General features: G+C 62.7%; 19 protein-coding genes. 14 read left to right on the plus strand and 5 right to left on the minus strand.

Annotated elements, in window-relative coordinates; genetic code table 11:
* Nucleotides 1-122 precede the first annotated feature (122 nt).
* From DN611_RS14555 to DN611_RS14580, 6 genes are all read left to right on the plus strand, one after another.
* Nucleotides 123-1,637, plus strand: coding sequence for a histidine kinase (locus DN611_RS14555; protein ID WP_249390900.1), 1,515 nt, complete (start codon nt 123-125; stop codon nt 1,635-1,637).
* A gap of 63 nt (nt 1,638-1,700) precedes the next feature.
* A complete protein-coding gene (locus DN611_RS14560) occupies nt 1,701-2,513 on the plus strand; it encodes a response regulator (protein WP_021750331.1) in 813 nt (270 codons plus the stop codon).
* 16 nt (nt 2,514-2,529) lie between these two features.
* The gene (locus DN611_RS14565; protein WP_119311703.1) at nt 2,530-4,038 is read left to right on the plus strand and encodes an ABC transporter ATP-binding protein; all 1,509 of its coding nucleotides are present in this window, start codon (nt 2,530-2,532) and stop codon (nt 4,036-4,038) included.
* 15 nt (nt 4,039-4,053) lie between these two features.
* Entirely contained in the window at nt 4,054-5,112 is a 1,059-nt protein-coding gene (locus DN611_RS14570; protein WP_021750329.1) for an ABC transporter permease, read from the plus strand.
* Between the two features lies 1 nt (nt 5,113).
* Nucleotides 5,114-6,040 carry an ABC transporter permease gene (locus DN611_RS14575; RefSeq protein ID WP_021750328.1) on the plus strand — a complete coding sequence of 309 codons (927 nt, stop codon included), beginning with the start codon at nt 5,114-5,116 and terminating at the stop codon, nt 6,038-6,040.
* Nucleotides 6,041-6,112: 72 nt separating this feature from the next.
* The gene (locus DN611_RS14580) at nt 6,113-7,168 is read left to right on the plus strand and encodes a BMP family protein (protein ID WP_021750327.1); all 1,056 of its coding nucleotides are present in this window, start codon (nt 6,113-6,115) and stop codon (nt 7,166-7,168) included.
* A gap of 247 nt (nt 7,169-7,415) precedes the next feature.
* Here the strand turns inward: DN611_RS14580 and DN611_RS14585 are convergent, their stop codons facing one another.
* Together DN611_RS14585 and DN611_RS14590 are read right to left on the minus strand one after the other, a co-directional pair.
* Nucleotides 7,416-8,081, minus strand: a complete 666-nt coding sequence (locus DN611_RS14585) for an MT-A70 family methyltransferase (RefSeq protein ID WP_021750325.1) — start codon at nt 8,079-8,081, stop codon at nt 7,416-7,418.
* Nucleotides 8,056-8,778, minus strand: coding sequence for a BglII/BstYI family type II restriction endonuclease (locus DN611_RS14590; RefSeq protein ID WP_021750324.1), 723 nt, complete (start codon nt 8,776-8,778; stop codon nt 8,056-8,058). Before DN611_RS14590 ends, DN611_RS14585 begins: the two co-directional genes overlap by 26 nt.
* Before the next feature lie 165 nt (nt 8,779-8,943).
* On the opposite strand from DN611_RS14590, the gene DN611_RS14595 reads away from it, so the two are divergent.
* The 5 genes from DN611_RS14595 (at nt 8,944) to phnE (ending at nt 14,484) form a co-directional block, all read left to right on the plus strand.
* A complete protein-coding gene (locus DN611_RS14595; RefSeq protein WP_136891221.1) occupies nt 8,944-9,300 on the plus strand; it encodes a response regulator transcription factor in 357 nt (118 codons plus the stop codon).
* A 587-nt stretch (nt 9,301-9,887) separates the two neighbouring features.
* Nucleotides 9,888-10,751 carry an EamA family transporter gene (locus DN611_RS14600; protein WP_025545424.1) on the plus strand — a complete coding sequence of 288 codons (864 nt, stop codon included), beginning with the start codon at nt 9,888-9,890 and terminating at the stop codon, nt 10,749-10,751.
* Nucleotides 10,752-11,135: 384 nt separating this feature from the next.
* The gene (locus DN611_RS14605; RefSeq protein WP_119311705.1) at nt 11,136-12,188 is read left to right on the plus strand and encodes a phosphate/phosphite/phosphonate ABC transporter substrate-binding protein; all 1,053 of its coding nucleotides are present in this window, start codon (nt 11,136-11,138) and stop codon (nt 12,186-12,188) included.
* Nucleotides 12,189-12,208: 20 nt separating this feature from the next.
* Nucleotides 12,209-12,955 carry a phosphonate ABC transporter ATP-binding protein gene (locus DN611_RS14610; protein ID WP_119311706.1) on the plus strand — a complete coding sequence of 249 codons (747 nt, stop codon included), beginning with the start codon at nt 12,209-12,211 and terminating at the stop codon, nt 12,953-12,955.
* Nucleotides 12,952-14,484 carry a phosphonate ABC transporter, permease protein PhnE gene (gene phnE, locus DN611_RS14615; protein WP_119311707.1) on the plus strand — a complete coding sequence of 511 codons (1,533 nt, stop codon included), beginning with the start codon at nt 12,952-12,954 and terminating at the stop codon, nt 14,482-14,484. Before DN611_RS14610 ends, phnE begins: the two co-directional genes overlap by 4 nt.
* Nucleotides 14,485-14,625: 141 nt before the next feature.
* Here phnE and DN611_RS14620 read toward each other — a convergent pair whose 3' ends face one another.
* Nucleotides 14,626-15,057, minus strand: a complete 432-nt coding sequence (locus DN611_RS14620) for a cupin domain-containing protein (protein WP_025545232.1) — start codon at nt 15,055-15,057, stop codon at nt 14,626-14,628.
* A 372-nt stretch (nt 15,058-15,429) separates the two neighbouring features.
* Nucleotides 15,430-16,317 carry a LysR family transcriptional regulator gene (locus DN611_RS14625; RefSeq protein WP_119311708.1) on the minus strand — a complete coding sequence of 296 codons (888 nt, stop codon included), beginning with the start codon at nt 16,315-16,317 and terminating at the stop codon, nt 15,430-15,432.
* Between the two features lie 200 nt (nt 16,318-16,517).
* Here DN611_RS14625 and DN611_RS14630 point away from each other — a divergent pair, with 200 nt between their 5' ends.
* Both DN611_RS14630 and DN611_RS14635 read left to right on the plus strand, forming a co-directional pair.
* Nucleotides 16,518-17,618: an aldo/keto reductase gene (locus DN611_RS14630; RefSeq protein WP_119311709.1), complete on the plus strand. Its 1,101-nt coding sequence runs from the start codon at nt 16,518-16,520 to the stop codon at nt 17,616-17,618.
* Nucleotides 17,615-17,791 (plus strand): hypothetical protein, encoded by a 177-nt coding sequence (locus DN611_RS14635; RefSeq protein ID WP_181446429.1) that lies wholly within the window; start codon nt 17,615-17,617, stop codon nt 17,789-17,791. The genes DN611_RS14630 and DN611_RS14635 overlap by 4 nt, the downstream gene beginning before the upstream one ends.
* A 196-nt stretch (nt 17,792-17,987) precedes the next feature.
* Here DN611_RS14635 and DN611_RS14640 read toward each other — a convergent pair whose 3' ends face one another.
* Nucleotides 17,988-18,185: a ribbon-helix-helix domain-containing protein gene (locus tag DN611_RS14640; protein ID WP_021750310.1), complete on the minus strand. Its 198-nt coding sequence runs from the start codon at nt 18,183-18,185 to the stop codon at nt 17,988-17,990.
* 148 nt (nt 18,186-18,333) lie between these two features.
* Between DN611_RS14640 and DN611_RS14645 the strand changes: the two genes are divergently transcribed.
* Nucleotides 18,334-18,513, plus strand: coding sequence for a hypothetical protein (locus DN611_RS14645; protein ID WP_021750309.1), 180 nt, complete (start codon nt 18,334-18,336; stop codon nt 18,511-18,513).
* The last annotated feature ends 219 nt before the right edge of the window (nt 18,514-18,732 follow it).

The following is an 18,732-nucleotide window of genomic DNA, read 5'->3' on the forward strand; positions in this document are numbered from 1 at the left end:
CGCGGCAGAACACTGCTCTGACACCGACGGATAGGCCCCGGCCCTCTGCTTGCATTGCGGGCCGATTTGACGTATTCTTTAATAAAAAAGGCAGGTGCCAAAAAAAGGGAGGGATCGCCTTGGTGCGGACCGCAAAGCGGACGCCTCTGATTCACGCCGGACGGGCTTTTGTACTGGCCCTGGCGGCCGGACTGGTGCTTGTTGGCTGCATGGAGTGGAGCCGCCGGAACCAGGAGCGGGACCGCATGGGCTATGTCGCCAGCGCCATCGGGGCGGAGACGTATGAGTTTATGCTCTCCGAGATGAGCAAAACCCGCGTTCTGGAGGCCTATCTCATCCAGACCAGCGGGGACTATTCGGACTTCGGCAGGGTCGCCCATGTCCTGCTGCGGGAGGACTATGTGCGAAACGTCCTCTTCGCGCCGGACGGGATCGTGGACGGTGTCTTTCCCCTGGAGGGAAACGAGGATGTCGTCGGGCTGAACATGTACGGGGACGGGGCCGGCAATCTGGAGGCTCAAGCTGCCATCGAAAAAGAGGCGCTGTATATCGCCGGCCCCTTCCAGCTGATCCAGGGCGGCCTGGGCATCGCCGGGCGGCTGCCGGTCTTTCTGACGGACGAACAGGGCCAGCGGTATTTCTGGGGCATTGTCTCCGTGACGCTGGACTTTCCGGCCGCCCTGTCCGGAAGCTCCGTGGAGCGGGTAAATGCCCAGGGCTTCGCCTGCCAAATTTGGCGCATCAATCCGGACGACGGACAGAAACAGGTGATTCTCGAGACGGCGGACCCGCTGCCGGAGGGTGTGCGGACTGTGGACCACGCGCAGGAGCTGTTCAACTCTGTCTGGACCGTCTCCCTGGCGCCCCTGCGGCCCTGGTATCTCCAGATCAGCCTGTGGCTGGGGGTGGCGGTGAGCCTGCTGGTGGCGTTGCTGGCTGCGGCGGGCGTCTACTACGCGGGCCGGCTGCGGCAGCTGCAGCTGGAAAAATCCCAGCGGGCCATCCAGCAGCTGCAGGAGCAGCTGGAGCGGGAACAGGGCAATATGCTGCTGAACCAGATCCGCTCCCACTTCTTTTACCACACCCTCAACGCTCTGCAGGCCCTGATCGTCCTGAAGCCGGAGGCGGCCTACAAAATGGCCGGAGACTTCGCCCGCTACCTGCGGTTCACACTGGACTCCGTCACTGCCGACGGCGGGATCGGCTCCTTCCGGGAGGAGATCCGGGCGGTCCGGGCCTATGCGGATATCAACCAGCAGCAGCTGGGGGACCGGCTGCACATGGTCTACGAGATTCCCGACGTGGACTTTCCCATCCCCCTGCTGACCATCCAACCCATTGTGGAGAATGCCATCCTCCACGGCATCAAGCCCAAGGTGGGCGGCGGAACCGTCTCTTTGAAGCTGGAAGAGCTGCCGGACCACTGGCAGGTCACGGTGACGGACGACGGCGTGGGCTTCGGCCTGGAAGCTGTCCGAGAGAAGGGCTCCATCGGGCTGGAGAATGTGCGGCGGCGCATAGCCCGCTTCCCCGGCAGCGAGCTGCGGATCACCAGCACAGTGGGCATGGGCACACAGGCTGTCCTGACTTATGGAAAGCGGGGGAAAAACATGGAAAATCTTTCAAAATCGACCTGAAAGCGTACGGTTTCCGTACGCTCCATCTGGTACAATAGAAACATGAGACAGGGGTGACCGCGATTGAAAACCATTCTGGTGGACGACATGCTGCTGGATCTGCAGCTCTTCGAGCTGAAATGTGCGGACATGCCTGATTTTGAAATTGTGGGGAAATTCACCGATCCCAACGCGGCCATTGAGTACGCCGCCGGCCATGTGGTGGATTTTGCCCTGCTGGACATCGACATGCCGGGGATGGACGGCATCCATCTGGCCCAGGCCCTGCGGCGGCTGCGGAGCGACATCATCATCGTCTTCGCCACAGCCCACCCGAAGTTTGCGGTGGAGGCGCTGAAGATGAAGGCGGACTACATCATCTTCAAGCCCTTTGACCGGGAGGACATCGCCGATGTGATGGAGCGGGCCAAGCTGCTGCGCCGCCGCCAGTGCAAGCGCATCCATTTCCACACCTTCGGGGCCTTCGACATGCTGGTGGACGGCGAGCCGGTGCACTTCCGCTCCGGCAAGGCCAAGGAGCTGATGGCCCTGTGCGTGTATCGGGACGGGCGGCCGGTGTCCATTCACGAGATCGTGGAAAACCTATGGGGAGAGAACGCCGACGGCACCGGCTACCGCCGCACCATCAAGGAGCTGGCAGACACCCTGCGGGACTATGGCGCGGAGGAGATGTTCCTGCGCAGCCGGGGGAGCCTGCGGGTGCGGATGGACCTGGCGGACTCGGATTTTCAGGCATTCATGAGCGGCGATGAGGACGCCATCTGCCAGTTTCAGGGGGTGTTCATGCAGCAGTATTCCTGGGCGGAGCCCATGGTCTGCACGCTGCAGGAGAAAAAGGAGCTGATGCTTGCCCGCATGGGGAAGCACCGCATGTAAGGAGGGGGCTGAAACTTTGGATGAGTTACTGAGAATGGAGCACGTCAGCAAACGCTTCGGCGATTTCTACGCCAACAGGGACATCAACCTGTCCGTCCGCAAGGGCGAGGTACATACCCTGTTAGGGGAGAACGGCGCGGGAAAGAGCACGCTGATGAACGTCCTCATCGGGCTGTACCAGCCCACAGAGGGAAAGATCTTCCTGAATGGGAAGGAGGTCCGCATCGACTCTCCCGCCCAGGCGGTGAAGCTGGGCATCGGTATGGTGCATCAGCACTTCATGCTGGTGGAGGCCATGACGGTGTTCGAGAACATCATCCTGGGGGACCGGAACACCAAGGGCATTTTCATCGACAAGGAGGCCCGGAAGAAGGAAATCCTGGATCTGGCGGAGCGCTATGGTCTGGACGTGGAGCTGGACCGGCCCATCACGGAGATTGCCGTGGGCGCCCAGCAGCGGGTGGAAATCCTGAAAACCCTGTATCGGGGCGCGGAGCTGCTGATTCTGGACGAGCCCACCGCCGCCCTGACAGACATCGAGGTAGAGGGACTGTTCCAGATCATCCATAAGCTGACGGAGGAGGGCAAAAGCGTCATCTTCATCAGCCACAAGATGCGGGAGGTGCTGCAGATCTCCGACCGTATCACCATTCTGCGCACCGGCGAGGTCATCACCACCCTGGATCGCTCCGAGACCGACGGCCAGGAGCTGGCCAACCTGATGATCGGCCGGGAGCTGGCCCCCTCCCACTACGGCAAGGTGGAGGAGCCGGGCGATCCCGTCATCCAGATGCGGAGCGTGGACTACCACAAAGAATCCAAGCACGCAGGGCTCAGCGGCGTCTCCCTGACCGTGGGCCGGGGCGAGATCGTGGGCATTGCCGGCGTGGACGGCAACGGCCAGAGCCAGCTGGCCCAGGTGGTCACCGGCGTGCTGACGCCGGACGGCGGTGAGGTGGACATGAAGGGCTCCAAGGTGGCTCAGTTCACCCCCAACGGCTTTATTCTGGAAAATGTATCCCACATCCCGGAGGACCGGAACAAGATGGGCCTCATCGGCAATATGTCCGTGAAGGACAATATCGTGCTCAAGGCCACGGACTCTCCGGAGTTCTCCAGTGCCAAGGGCTACTTTCTGAAGAAAAAGGCCATCCGGGACTACGCCCTGAAGATGCAGGAGAAGTACGACATCCGCTGCACCTCTGTGGAGCAGGAGACGCGGAACCTCTCCGGCGGCAACCAGCAGAAGGTGATCCTGGCCCGGGAGCTGGAGGGCAGCCCGGACCTGCTGGTGGCCGTCCACCCCACCCGGGGCCTGGATATCGGCGCTACCCGCTTCGTCCACGACACCATGATCGAGGCCCGGGACAAGGGCTGCGGCGTATTGCTGATCTCCGCGGACTTCGACGAAATCCTGGAGGTTTCCGACCGCATTGTGGTGATGTTCGAGGGGCAGATCATGGGCGTGTTCTCCGGCAAAAATCCTCCCATTGAGGAGATCAGCCTGGCCATGGCCGGGAAATAAGGAGGGGGAGAACGCATGAAAAACAGCGGAAAACTCGTCAGTTTCCTGGTACCCATCATCTCCATCCTGCTGGCCTTCGTCATCGGGTGCATCATCATGGCCGTGCTGGGTGCCAATCCCTTTGTGGCGCTGGAGTCCCTTTGGATCGGTGCCTTCGGCAGCCTGCGGAACGTAGGCACCACCCTGGCCCGCTCCACGCCGCTGATCTTCACCAGCCTGTGCGCCTGCTTTGCATACCGCTGCGGCGTGTTCAACCTGGGTGGTGAGGGCCAGTTCCTGATGGGCTCCATCGTCTGCTGCTACATTGCCACCCAGAGCGGGATCGAAGGACTGCCCGCCATTCTCCTGTGTCTGGTGGGCGGCGCCGTGGCTGGCGGCCTCTGGTCCCTGATTTCCGGCCTGCTGAAGGTCTACCGTGGCCAGAATGAAATGATTATCACCATCATGCTGAACTATGTGGCCACGCTGTTCATGGGCGTGGTATATACCGACTGGCTGCGGGACGGCAGCGTTCCGCAGACGCAGGCCGTGCCGGAGGCCACTCAGCTCAGCCGCCTCTTCGGCCTGCGGGTCACCTCCGCCTTCGTCATCGCCCTGGCGGTGGGACTGCTGGTGTACTATTTCCTGTTCTACACCTCCAAGGGCTTCCAGCTGCGGGCCGTGGGCCTGAACATGACGGCGGCGGAGTTCAACGGCTTCGCGGTGAAGAAGTACATCCTGATGAGCTTTATCGTCTCCGGCGCCATCGCCGGCCTGGGCGGCAGCGCCGAGCTGCTGGGGACCCAGTTCCGGCTCATCAACGGCTTCGGCAACGGCTACGGATTCGACGGCGTGGCCATGGCCCTGATCGGTCAGCTGCATCCTCTGGCGACCATTGTGGTGGCCATCTTCTTCGCAGCTCTGCGGGTGGGCTCTACCACCATGCAGGCGGCCACCGGCGTGCCCACCAGCGTATCCGACATCATCCAGGCCCTGGTGATCGTGTTCACCGTGGCGGGTCTGGCCATGGTGAAGCTGCCCGGATTCAAGGCGTTCCTGGGAAGGCTGACGGAGAGACGGAAGGAGGCGGCCTGATATGGAATTTGTCATGAACATCATCCTCTCCAGCGTCCGCATGGCCACGCCCCTGATCTTTCTGGCGCTGGCGGAGCTGTACTCCCAGCGGGCGGGCCTGGTCCACATCGGACTGGAGGGCCTGGCCTCTATCGGCTCTCTGGTGGGCTTTCTGGTAAGCCTCATCACCGGCAGCCCCATGCTGGGCGTGCTGGCTGGCGCGGCGGTGGGCATTCTGGTGAACATGATCTTCGCCTACGCTACCGTCACCCTCTGCGCGGAGCAGATCGTCTACGGTATGGCCATCAACATCTTCGCCCCGGCCCTGGCGGCCTTCATCTACCGGGTCTACTTCGGCGCCGGGTCCGAGCTGGTGCAGGTGGGTCTGATGAACACGCTGTCCTCCTCCCTGGGCATCACCTCCGACAACTTCCTGGTCCGCCTCCTGCTGGACCAGACGCCCATGGTGTACCTGGCTTACGGCCTGGTGATCTTCACGGTTATCTACTTCAACCGTACCAAGTCCGGCCTGAACTACAAGGCCGTGGGCGAGTATCCCAAGGCGGCGGCAACTCTGGGCATCAACGTCATTGGCGTGAAGTACGCCGCCTGCGTCATCTGCGGCGCCCTGGCCGGCATCGGCGGTGCCTATCTCACCACCTGCTACGCCAACACCTACGTGGACGGCAACGTGGCGGGCCGGGGCTTCATCGCCCTGGCGGCGGTGATCTTCGGCCGGTGGAGCGGTGCCGGCGTGCTGCTGGCGTGCCTGTTCTTCGGCTTCTGCGACGCGCTGCAGATCCGGCTGCAGGTGGGCAGCTTCGGCGTGCCCTATCAGTTCTTCCAGATGATCCCCTACATCGCCACCGTGGTGGTATTGGCCGGCATCGGCATGAAGAAGGCCGGCCCCAAGAGCTCCGGCAAGCCCTATCTCAAGGAGGAGCGCTGAGGATAATCGCCGCCCACGCGGCTGTTATCAATAGAAGGCATCCACATTTATGAAGAATTGGGAGGAAAGAACATGAAAAAATTATTGGCTCTGCTTCTCACCCTGGTCATGTGCCTGTCGCTGGCGGCGTGCGGCGGCTCCGGTACCGACACCTCCGGCACTGACACGTCCAGCGGAGAAACCGGCGAAGACTCCGGCGACAGCAGCTACCGGGTGGCCATGATCTGCGACTCCAGCATCTCCGACGGCGGGTGGGGCATGTCCTGCTACAACGCCATGGTGGATGCCGCCGCAGAGCGCGGCTGGGCCACGGAGGTCTCCGACAGCATCGCCCAGTCTGCCTACTATGACACCATCATCTCCTATTGTGACCTGGGCTATGACCTGATCTACGCCCCTGGCAACCAGTACACCGACGCCGTCCTTCAGGCGGCGGAGGAGTTCCCCGATGTGGCCTTCGCCCTGCTGAACGGCGGCGAGGACACTCCCGCCAAAGCCGTCAACGGCAATGTGACCTCCCTGCTGCCCAATGCCCAGCAGGTGGGCTGGATCGCCGGTGCCCTGGCCGGTCTTATGACCAAGAGCGGCACGGTGGCCTTCATTGGCGCCATGGAACTGGATACCACCCTGGGCAAGTATAACGGATTCAAGGAAGCCGCCGCCTATGTGGGACAGCAGGAGGGCAAAACCGTCTCCACTCTGGATGTGGTCTACTCCGGCGACTTTTCCGCCGCCGACAAGGGCATTGAGTTTGCCAAGGCCATGATCGACCAGGGCGCTGATGTGTTCTTTGGCGACGCCTCCGCTGTGGACTCCGGCGCACGGCAGGCCATTGACGAAGCCAATGCCGCCAGCGGCTCCGTGAGCATCTATGACATCGCCCAGCCCTCCGATCTGTTGGGCCAGAACGAGTGCATCATCGGCAGCCAGGTGACGGACAATGCCTCCCTTGTGGGCCTGTGCATGGAGGCTGTGGAGGATGGCTCCTTCGGCGGCGAGGTCATCTACGGCACCCTGCAGAACGGTGCCTTGTCCGCGGGTGCCCTCAGCGACCTGGTGCCCGCCGATGTTCAGGAGAAGTATCAGGGCTACCTGGACCAGATGGTGGACGGCAGCTTTATGCAGTAAGATTTATACCCGCAAACCACTGCGGCTCCATCCAGATGCCTGGATGGAGCCGCTTTCCCCCCTGCCCGGGAAACTTCTGCCCAACGGTAGAACGGGGCCTGCAGTGCCGGGCATTGGATGGCGGGCAGCCGCTCCCCTCCTCCCTGGCCCGCAGACGCAAAACGGCCGTGCGATCAAAAATCGCACGGCCGTTTTTCCGATATTCTGCCCCACAGGAACGGCGCGGTCCGCCCTGTTCTTCGGGTCATCAGGAGCGGGAAGCTCTCTCCTCCCGGCAGTCTTCCGGTTTTTTCGTGTGGTTTTTATAGGTATTCCATGTGGGTTCATATTCCGCTGTGGCCTGATTGCCCCACATGGCCCAGCCCTCCCGGTCCCCGCGGGCAAACAGCTCAAGAAACGGCCCTGGAGAGCATCGCTCGATCAGGGGGATGAATTCGTCCGGTTTTCTGGAGTGCTCCCGCTTCTGTGCCCGCAGCAGGTTCACCTGGGACCTGGCCGGGGGCAGCGTCCTGTTCCCGCCGCCCCTGACACCAAAGAGCAGAATTTCCGTCACATTCCGGAAGTAGAACCCCACACCCCGGCCGTCCGGTTCTCCGTCCTTGCGAACCTTCTCCCAGATGATATTGCCCTTGTACTCGAATCCCCAGGCCTTCATGACCGCAAGGCCGTCGGGAAGCAGGGCATTGGGTACCCACAGATACAGATGGCTCTTCTCCGCCGCCACCTGTGCCACCGGCAGCGCCATGATGTCTTCCAGCTCCATGGTCTCGTAGCGATTCAGCCGCTTGTGCTCAGGCGCTACCTTCCCGGTCCGATTCTGGAACCTCCAGGGAGGGTCGGCATATATGGTGGCGTATTTTTGATCGCCGCAGAAACGCAGCAGATTTTCAGATGTTTCCTGGATTGTGCTCATCGATGTACCCTTCCTCCCAATCTGTGATGCACGGTTTCCTGATGCCTACTGCCAGAATGGGGCATCCGCCGTTCCTGCGGGAATCCAAGCGATAGGTCAATTTCCCCATCCAGGTGGTGCTGGCCCCGTACTTCCGCAGAATGGGTTTCCACTGGCGGGTCTTTCCGTCATAGTCGTAAATGGTTTTGAAGATGTCGTTCAGCTCGGCAGAGCGCGTAATGATGATCCCTGCACTGACAAGGTCGCAGTCATAATACGTCCGCATGGCCAGCAGGTCCCGGTCGAACGTCTGATCTTTGCTGTTCCACTCCAGATCGAAGGCGATCCGGTTTTTCAGAAAGTCGATATTATGTCCGTCGATATACCCGGGTATGACCTTTTCCTCAAACGGCTCCTGGGAAAAGCGTCCCCGCTGTTCGGCCTGCCGCGGATAGAACTTGATGTGGAGGTCGCCGGAAATGCGGATCTCGCGCCATCCGCGGGGATACAGCACATCATCAAACTTTTTGGGGATCTTGGTCTCGTTTCCGCCGGACTCCCGAAGATCGTCCGTAGTGATGCGCAGCTGACGCAGGCAGTCCACAATCTCGCTCCACTCCGCCGGAAATGCCTGTGTGATAATCTCAAGCGCGTGATTATAGCTGTAAAATTCAAACTTCTCTAAAAGGTCGGGCGCAATATACTCTCTCAAGTCCAAGGCGGCTGTCCTCCTGTGTTTTAGATATTATAACATCTTTTCCTCCCGTTTTCACCACCATTTTTTGAATGCGCCATAATTTTCAGGGGGTGCCTCTTTTTTACGTTTCACCAATCCGGGTCCCGCAGCCCCCGCCGGGCAGCAAAAATTTCGGAAAGAGGACACATGTTAACAGAGCGCAGCCAGTTGGGTGCTGTGGCAGGATGGTACATTTCCCCAGAGAGTTTTCAGAAGGGGTACGACCCAGGCATTGACGACTATATGGTGAAGCCCGGCGACTTCAGCGGGCTGCTCATGCGGGTGCGGGCACTGCTGCGCCGGGCCAATATTGAGGCCAGCCGGAAGCTGTCCGTGGACGGACTTCTTCTGTATGCCGACGCGCTGACGGCCTCTCTTGCTGGAGCGGAGATCCCCGTGACCATCCGGGAATTCAACATCCTGTACGAGCTGCTGTCCTGCCCCAACCGCACCTTCCCGCTACGGGCACAGGCGGAAGTTCTGTGGCAGCGGCAGACACACTGAACCCGCCGTCCCGTCACGTCCCCTGCGTCAATTCGCAAAGGCCATAGCCGGAAGTCCCGCCTCTCCGCTGCCGCAGCGCAAGAGGCACCCGGATGGCTCCCCGGTGCAGAGTCCGCACACTTGATTGAAAATGGATGCGCGGGCGGCAAATATTGTGGTATAATATCCATACTGAGATCGCTGGTGGCCGCCGGGCCGCGGCCGCTCCTTTCTCCGGCCGCGGCCCCCGCCCTGTCAGGGCTTTTACGGGCAAACGTCCAGCTTCCCGGCGCACCGCAGTGTGCAGGGCTGGAGATCACAGCAGGTACGGCAGCCTCCGCCGCCCCCCGTCCGGCCCTCCCCCGATATTTTTGAAAACGGTGCAAACGATCAGGACCGTGTCGACTGCCGGAGCCTACCGGAGGGCGGCCGCCTGCTCTTGTCCGGCGGCGGCGCAACGCGCCGGAGGGAGCTCCGCCCTGGCTGCCTGCACCACCGCCGGAACGGCGTGAAGCACGGATGTGCCATCCGGGGGCACGGCGTCTCCGCAGGGGGCGGCATCGAGGGCGCACTGTCCAAGGGGCAGTCATCAGAAAAGAGGAATGCGTATGTGGATTCTCTTCGCGGCTGGATCCGCGCTTTTCGCCGGTGTGACGGCCATTCTGGCCAAGTGCGGCATCCGGAAGACCGACTCCACCGTGGCCACCGCCATCCGCACCCTTGTGGTGCTGGTTTTTGCGTGGACCATGGTGTTTGTCGTGGGCTCCCAGGGGGAGATCCGGAACATCGGCCCCACAACGCTCCTCTTTCTGTTGCTGTCCGGCCTGGCTACCGGAGCCTCCTGGCTGTGCTACTTCAAGGCCCTCCAGCTGGGTGACATCAACAAGGTGGTGCCCATCGACAAATCCAGCACCGTGCTCACCATCCTGCTGGCCTTTTTTCTGCTGGGGGAGCCCATCGGCCTGCCTCAGGGGATCGGGGTGGTGCTGATCGGCACAGGCACCTTCCTGATGCTGGAGAAAAGGTCCCCCGCCGCCGGCTGTGCACCCCAGTGCGGGAGCTGGATGCTCTACGCCTTCGGCTCGGCGGTGTTTGCCAGTCTCACCGCGATCCTGGGCAAAGCCGGCATTCAGGGCGTGGAGTCCAACCTGGGCACCGCCATCCGCACCGGTGTGGTGTTGGTGATGGCCTGGCTCATGGTGCTGGTGACAGGCAAGGCCGGTGCGGTGCGGCAGGTGCCCCGGCGGGAGTTGGCGTTCATCTGCCTGTCCGGCGTGGCCACCGGGGCCTCCTGGCTGTGCTATTACCGGGCGCTTCAGAGCGGCCCCGCCAGCGTGGTGGTGCCCATCGACAAGTTGAGCATTTTGGTCACAGTGGCCTTTTCCCGGCTGGTGTTTCGGGAGAGGCTCACATCTCGCTCCGCCGCAGGTCTTGCCCTCATTGTGGCCGGGACGCTGGCCATGCTGTTCTGACCGCCGGAGCCATCCCCCTCCAGCGGGGTTCTCTTCGCGCCCACCCGATGCCGGACAGGTGTTCCTTTCGGCGGGCCGCCAGCTGGCGGCCGGGGGAAAATTTCCACTCTTGTTTTTTTCTGTACAGCGTGCTATACTGGCCGAGGTTTAAGGAATGCGGCGAAAGGGGGAGCTCCCTGGCGCCACGCTCACATAGATGACAAGAACCAGATTGCGAGGGAGCCTGTGTTCCAGGCTGAGAGGGTCCCAGTAAGGGCCGACCGCACCCGGCTTCCCAGGCGGAAGCGGGGGCATCAGCATCTGCGTGAAGGTCTGAACGGGTATGTGCTGATGAGGCGCGTGCCCGTTTTGTTTTGCGCAGAAAATTAAACTGGAGGGATTCCCATGAAAAAGAAGATTTCCGCACTTTTGTTGAGCCTGGCGCTGTGCGCCGGACTCCTGGCCGGCTGCGGCACCGGGGAGACGGCGGAGGCTCCGTCCGACACCGATGTACAGCAGGTGGACTCTCTGAAAATCGCATTTTCTCCCTATGCGGACGCCGACCTCATCTCCGAGTCCACGGAGCCGCTGGAGGAGCTGCTGAAGGCAAAGCTGCTGGAAAAGGGCTACGACGTGGGCGAGATCGACATGACCGTGGGCACCAGCTACACCGCCGTGGGCGAGGCCCTCAGCGCGGGCAGCGCGGACCTGGGCTTCATCTCCGGCGGCAACTATGTGCTCTTCTCCGACGACTGCGATGTGCTGCTGACCGCCCTGCGCTATGCCATCAACAAGGACTCTGAGAACCCCGCCGACTGGAACGACGGCACCATCGAGGAGAACACAGAGGACATGAGCACTTACTACCGCTGTATCCTGCTGGCCGGTCCCAGCGAGAAGGGCCAGGAGCTGCTCTCCAAGGTCAACGCCGGGGAGGAGCTGACCTGGGACGACCTGAACAGCGCCACCTGGGCGGTGCTGAATCCCACCTCCGCCTCCGGGTACATCTATCCCTCCCTGTGGCTGCAGGAGCACTACGGTAAGGGGATCAGCGATCTGGACAATGTGGTGGAGTGCGACTCCCACACCACCTCCGTGGCCCGGCTGGCTGCCGGTCAGGTGGATGTGATGGTGTCCTACGGCCACATCCGCATCAAGAACGCCCCCATCTGGGAATCCGATTTCGGCGGCACAGCCCCCATGGTGGAGCAGACCGGCGTGATCGGTGTGACGGACGGCATCTACAACGACATGATCGCGTACAGCAAGACCTCTGACACCATGGCGGACGAAGCCTTCCGGCAGGCAGTGGGCGAGTCCTTCATCGAGCTGGCCCAGACCGAGGAGGGCCAGGAGATCTTCGGCGTATTCAGCCAGGTGGGCTACGACTGGGGCAGCGACTCCGACTATGACGGAGAGCGGGCGGCCCAGGCGCTTTTGAAATCTATGGAAGCGTGACCATCTTCAGGAGGGATTTCATGCTGCAGGCGATCCATATCCGCAAACAATTTCAGCGTTCCGGCGAGGTGCTGCGGGATGTCAGCTTCACCCTGGGCGACGGCGAGTTTCTCTCGGTCATCGGCCCGTCCGGCGCCGGGAAAACCACCCTGTTCCGCATCCTGAATGGAACGGAGCTGTGCAGCGGCGGTGAAGTCCTCTATGGCGGGACGCACTTTGAAGCCGCCCGAGGCCGGGAAAAGCGGGCGCTCCAGCAGGGGATCGGCACCATCTATCAGGATTTCTGCCTGGTGGAGAACCTGTCCGCCATCCAGAACGTGCTGAACGCCTGCCTGCCGGACATGTCCCTGGCCGCCTCCCTGCTGGGGGCGTTCGGACGGGAGCGGTCCGAACAGGCCGCCGCGATCCTGCGAGAGGTCGGGCTGGCGGACAAGCTGGAGGAGCCGGTGAAAAACCTCTCCGGCGGGCAGAAGCAGCGGGTGGCCATCGCCCGCGCCCTGATGCGGAACCCCTCCATCCTGCTGGCGGACGAGCCGGTGGCGTCCCTGGACCCCGTCACCGGGCGGCAAATCCTGTGCCTGCTCCGGGACATTCAGCGCCAACGCGGTGTCAGCATCCTGATGAACAGCCACAATCTGGACCTGTCCCTGGAGTTCTCCACCCATATCGTCGGCATGAACCGGGGACGCGTTGTCTTTGACGGCGCCCCCGGGGATGTGACGGAGGCCGTCCTGCGGGATATTTACGGCGAGGCGGCGGCCGTATGAAACAAAGACGTATCCGCTGCCTCGCTGCGGCCGCTTTTGTGCTGCTGTTCCTGGGAGCCGCCTGGTTCACCGGATGCGACCTGTCCCTGATGTGGAGCCGGCGCGACCACCTGACGGACATCGCCGCAAAGATGTTTCCGCCGGACTGGGGATTCCTCGGGAAGGTCCTGCCCCTGCTGTGGGCCACGATCCAGATGTCCATTACCGGGACGTTTCTGGGCGCGGTGCTGTCCATCCCGGCCGCCATGGCCTGCGCCGCCGCCCTGCCGGGACCCGGCCCGGTCAAGAAGGCGGTCCGCTTCTGCATCCAGGTGCTCCGCTCCTTCCCGGCCCTGATCCTGGCCCTGCTGGCCACATTCTTTCTGGGCATCGGCTCCTTTGCCGGAACGGCCGCCATCACGGTCTACACCTTTGCCATCATGACCCGCCTGACCTATGAGGACATCGAGAGCGCGCCCCAGGGTCCCTATCTGGCCCTGCGGGCTATGGGCGCCGCCTCAGCCCAGGCGTTCTTCCGCTCCACCTTACCGGAGATCCTGCCGGCCTATCTCACCAACGCCCTCTATCTGCTGGAGGGCAATGTGCGGCACAGCGCCATCCTGGGCTATGTGGGCGCAGGCGGAATCGGCCTGCTGCTCAATGAAAAGGTCTCCTGGCGGGAGTACGACAAGGTGGGGACGATCCTGCTGCTCCTCTTCGCCGTGGTCTATCTCATGGAGCATCTCAGCACATGGCTCACCCGTCTGGTGCAGCAGGAGCGGACCCTGGGCCGGCAGGGGCGCCGGCTGCTGGCGGGCGCGGCGGCCGCGCTGGTGCTGTTCTGCACGGTCACGCTTCCGCCGCCCGACCTGTCCCGCACAAGCATGCAGATGGTGAAGACGCTCTTCACCGGCCTCCTGCATCCGAACTGGGAGCTGTTTTTCCGCCTGGACAGCAGCGGACTTGCCTATCTCCTGCTGGAGACCGTCGCCATCGCGCTGGTGGGGACCTGCGTCGGCGCCGTCTTTTCCGTTCCTCTGGCGTTTCTCGGCAGCAGCCGCTTTTTCCCGGCCCCCGCCGCCTGGCTGTTCCGGACACTGGTGACCGCCATCCGGTCCGTTCCCTTCCTGATCTATGGACTGATCTTCATCCGCGTCTGCGGCCCCGGCTCCTTTACCGGAGTGCTGACCCTGGCAGTGTGCAGCGTGGGACTTCTCTGCAAGCGCTTCACAGAGGCCATCGACACCTTGGATTTTCGGGCGTATCACGCTCTGGAGGCCATGGGGACGCCGAAGCTGTCCTGCGTCCGCCACGCGGCTCTGCCGCAGCTGGTGCCTCAGTTCTTCTCCGCCTGGCTCTATCGGTTTGACGTCAATATCCGCGAGGCCTCCGCCCTTGGCCTGGCCGGTGCGGGCGGAATCGGCGCGCCGCTGATCCTGGCCCTGAACCAATACGCCTGGCATGATGTCAGCACTCTGGCGCTGGGCATGATCGCCTTGTCCTGGCTGGTGGATCTGGTCTCCGCTTTCTGCCGCCGCAGGGACGCCTGAGGCCGATGCCCGCCAGCAGCCGGATCCGGTGCAGCCCCCCGTTCCGCCCCGGCGGGAAGGATTCCGGCGGAGCTGCTGCAAAGCAAGACACGGACAGTCTTTGGACTGTCCGTGCCTTGCGATTCCCCGGCCGGGGGCCGCTCAGAGTGCTTCGTATTCCGCGTCGCTCACCGGCTCGCACCACTCGTTGGAGCAGGCCTCACCGGGCATCTCGACGGCGATGTGGCTGAACCAGCTGTCCCGCTTGGCGCCGTGCCAGTGCTTGACCTCCGCCGGGATGACGATGACTCTGCCGGGCTCCAGGCTGACCGCCTCTTTGCCCTCCTCCTGGTACCAACCCTCGCCGGCGGTGCAGATCAGCAGCTGCCCGCCGCCCTCGGAGGCGTGGTGGATATGCCAGTTGTTCCGGCACCCGGGCTCGAAGGTGACGTTGGCCAGAAACAGCCCGTCCTCCGGGCGGGTCAGGGGATTGAGATAGGACCGGCCGGCAAAGTACCGGGCAAAAGCGTCGTTGGGCGCGCCCAGGCCAAACACGTTCTGTTCCTCAAATGCAGCCTTGTCCATGATCTTCATGCAACATACCTCCCAATGCTTTCTTATGAATGCGGGGCAGACCGCCGCCCCGGTGTGGATGTTCTGCCGCCAGCGTGTCTCCTGCCGCTCACGGGTGTGAATATCCGCCAGCGCGGCGGCCCGTATCTCCACCAGTAGCCGCAGCCGCATATAGCCCCCCGTCTCCTCTCCGGTGAAGCCGATGTCCCGAAGCGTCAGGATCAGGTTCAGCCGCTCCGGGTCGCGGCCTGCCCGACCTCAGGACCTCCATGGAGATCTGATCGCACTCGCTGGCCTCCTGGATCGTCATCGCCCGCACCTCAGGGCAGAAAGTGGAGACGTCCCCGCAGGGACGCCTCCATTCTAAATCTGGAACTTCGCCTTGTCCAATGCCTATACCGGATGGTCTGATATTCCGCCGACGTATTTCTCGGCAAATCGCAGCAGGGCAGCAGCGGTGGCAGAAAGGACCTCGGTCTTCTTCCAGGCCAGAACCGTGCCCGACTCCAGCGGCGGAGAGAGGGGTACGAACCGCAGCCCGTCATAGGCGCAATCCAGCCGGATCACCAGATAGATCCCCAGCCCCTCCCGGGCCAGCTGGGTCTGGTTGTAAGGCAGGTTGCCGCTGGCCGCCACCTGGATCCGGTCTGCGTAAGGGCCGAACCAGCGGATCATTTCCCGGCGCATCAGCTCCCGGGTGGTCAGGATCAGGGGGCTGTCCGCCAGGTCCCCGGGCGTCACCGCCTCCCGCCGGGCCAGGGGCGAATCCTCCGGCACCAGGACGCCCCAGGATTCCCGGACGGGCAGCCGGAGGATCTGGTAGCGGCTGGTGTCCACCGGCTCCAGCAGAAGTCCCATGTCCAGGAGTCCCTGCTCGATCCGCTCCTTGATCCCGTCGGAGTCTCCGCTGTAAATCTCATACTGGACCCGGGGATGCTGGCGGTGAAAGGCAGCCAGGAGCTTTGCCAGATACGTCATGCTCCGCAGGTCGCCGCTTCCGATGGAGATCCGGCCTGTGACCTCCTCCGCCGGTCGGAGCTCCCGGGCCGTCTTCTCCGCCAGCTCTACGATCTCCTGAGCCCGGCGGCGCAGCAGCATCCCGGCCTCCGTCAGAACGATGTGGTGCTGGCTGCGGCGGAACAGCTTGACTCCCAGCTCCTCCTCCAGCTGCATCAGCTGGCGGGACAGGGTGGGCTGCGTCAGATGGAGCAGCGCCGCCGCCCGGGTGATGTTCTCCTCCCGGGCCACAGTCAAAAAATACTTCAGCGTCCGAAATTCCACCGGGCCGCACCTCCTCTTCTCCCCTACCATATCATGGCCGCAGTGGGGCCGCAAGTGTGATATGTGTGAAATGTATGTCTCAGCATAGAAAACATGTATTCGCTATTTCTCATTTCAGGCGGTATAATAGGGTCATGTGAGGCGCGGCGTCCGGACTCCGGCTGCCGCAGAGCTGCAACAGGAAAGGATGGTTTCGACCTATGGAATACCGTGTCAACCGCCGCACCGGGGACCGGATCAGCGTCCTGGGCGTGGGCACCAGCGGCCTCCCCGCCGCCGGGGCGAAAGAGGGTGCCGCCACGCTGGAGATGGCCCTGGAGCAGGGGATCAACTACTTCGACCTGGCCACTGCCGACTCCGCCTGCTTCCCCATCTTCGGCGCCGCCCTTGCGGGTGTGCGCAGGCAGGTGCTCTACCAGGTCCACTTCGGCGCCAATTACGCCGCCGGTAAACCTTACAGCTGGACCACGGATCTGGAGACCGTCAAGCGGTCGGTAGCGTGGCAGCTGGAGCAGCTGCGGACGGACTACATCGACTACGGCTTCATCCACTGTATGGACGAGTCCGGCGACTGGCGCCGGTATGTGGACAACGGCGTTCTTCAGTTTCTGGAGGCGCTGAAAGCCCAGGGCGTCGTCCGCCACATCGGCCTCTCCACCCATACGCCGGCCCTGGCCCGGGAGGTGCTGGACACCGGCCTGGCGGACATGATGATGTTCAGCATCAACCCCAGCTACGACTATCAGCACGGCGAGTATGCCAACGGCAGCGCCACGGAGCGGATGGCCCTTTACCGCCGGTGCGAGGCGGAGGGCGTGGGCATCTCCGTGATGAAGGCCTTTGCCGGCGGACAGCTGCTGGATGCTCGTACCTCTCCCTTCGGTCAGGCCCTGACGGAATATCAATGCATCCAGTACGCCCTGGACAAGCCCGGCGTCCTGACGGTGCTGCCCGGTGTCCGAGACCGGGCGGATCTGGAACGGGTCCTGGGCTTTCTGCGGGCTGGGGAGGCGGAGCGGGACTACTCCGTCATCAGCTCCCTCACCCCCAGAGACGCGGAGGGCACCTGCGTCTACTGCAACCACTGCCAGCCCTGCCCCGCCGGCCTGGACGTGGGCCTCATCAACAAGTATTATGACTTGGCCCGTGCGGGGGATGCCTTGGCGGCAGAGCACTACCGGAGCCTGTCTCTGGGTGCGGATGCCTGCATCAGCTGCGGCCACTGTGACCGCCGGTGCCCCTTCCATGTATCCCAGTCGGCGCGGATGCGGGAGATCGCATCCTACTTCCGGCAGGCGTGAGGGCCCTGGCCGTTCCTTGCACCTTTGCCGGCTACATCAATGAGTGGCTGACTGCTGACATCCCCACCGTCCTCCGCTCCGCCACCGCCCTGGTGCCCCTGAAGATGGAGACGCCCGTCCCCTTCACCGGCACCTGGACGGATGCGGAGGCCTGTCTGAAGGAATTCTACTGAGTGCCCTTCACGTATCCATCTCCCAAAATCACCAAGACGGCTGCCAACCCGGCAGCCGTCTTTTTTTCGTTGATTCCCGCCTCCCCCGGAGGTGCGCCGGAATCAGAACTGTTTCAGTTATCTCCGATAGGATAGGGCGGGGGTGCGCGCTCCCGTTTTCACGGGTGTCCCCGCGGCCGGAGCCGCCGGCGGACGGTCAGTCGTCACGTGCCTCGTCCGCCGGCTTCTCCCGCGGGGTCTGCTGTTCCTTTTTCAGGGATTCCAGTCCCAGCCGGATCAATTCCACGGTCGCCTCCGAACGGGTCTGGAACCGGCGCTCAAAGCGGAAATCCTCGATCTGCTGAAACAGCTCATTGTCCACGGATACCGTGTAACGCGGTCTGTCTGTTGCCATCCTTATCACCTCTGGCCCTATTATACACGAGTGAACCACCGGTGTAAAGAGAGCCGCAGCCCCCTTGACTTCGGTTCAGTGAACCACTATAATAACTTTAATAGGTTCACCAATTCACTTAACCACTATATGGAAAGGAGCTGCGTACATGAACAGAGATCAAAAACGGTTTACCATCTCCGTGACGCCGGAGCTGGCGGCGGAACTGACCGCGGTAAAGCAGAGCAGCTACCCCGGCGTCCCCCGGGACGCGATGTTCCGGGACCTAATCATCCGGGGCCTTGCGGCGTGGGAGAAGCAGTCCGGCAAGAATAGCCAGCCCGTGTGACGGGTGGGGTGCCGGGCCCCATCGAAGCTCCTTCGGCTCTCCCGGCAAACGGCGGCAGACAGAAACAGACAGAAACACGGTGAAAGTCAGAGGCGGCAGGTACGCCCGGTGCGGGCACCCGTGGGCAGCTGCCCGCACCCGCCATCCCATGGAGACAGCAGAACAATTCTGGGCGTTCCTGACCGGGAGCGTCCAAAGCGGTGCAGGGTTCAGTCCGTA

The sequence above is a fragment of the Oscillibacter sp. PEA192 genome (genome assembly GCF_003574015.1).
GTDB classification, from domain to species: Bacteria; Bacillota; Clostridia; order Oscillospirales; family Oscillospiraceae; genus Oscillibacter; species Oscillibacter welbionis.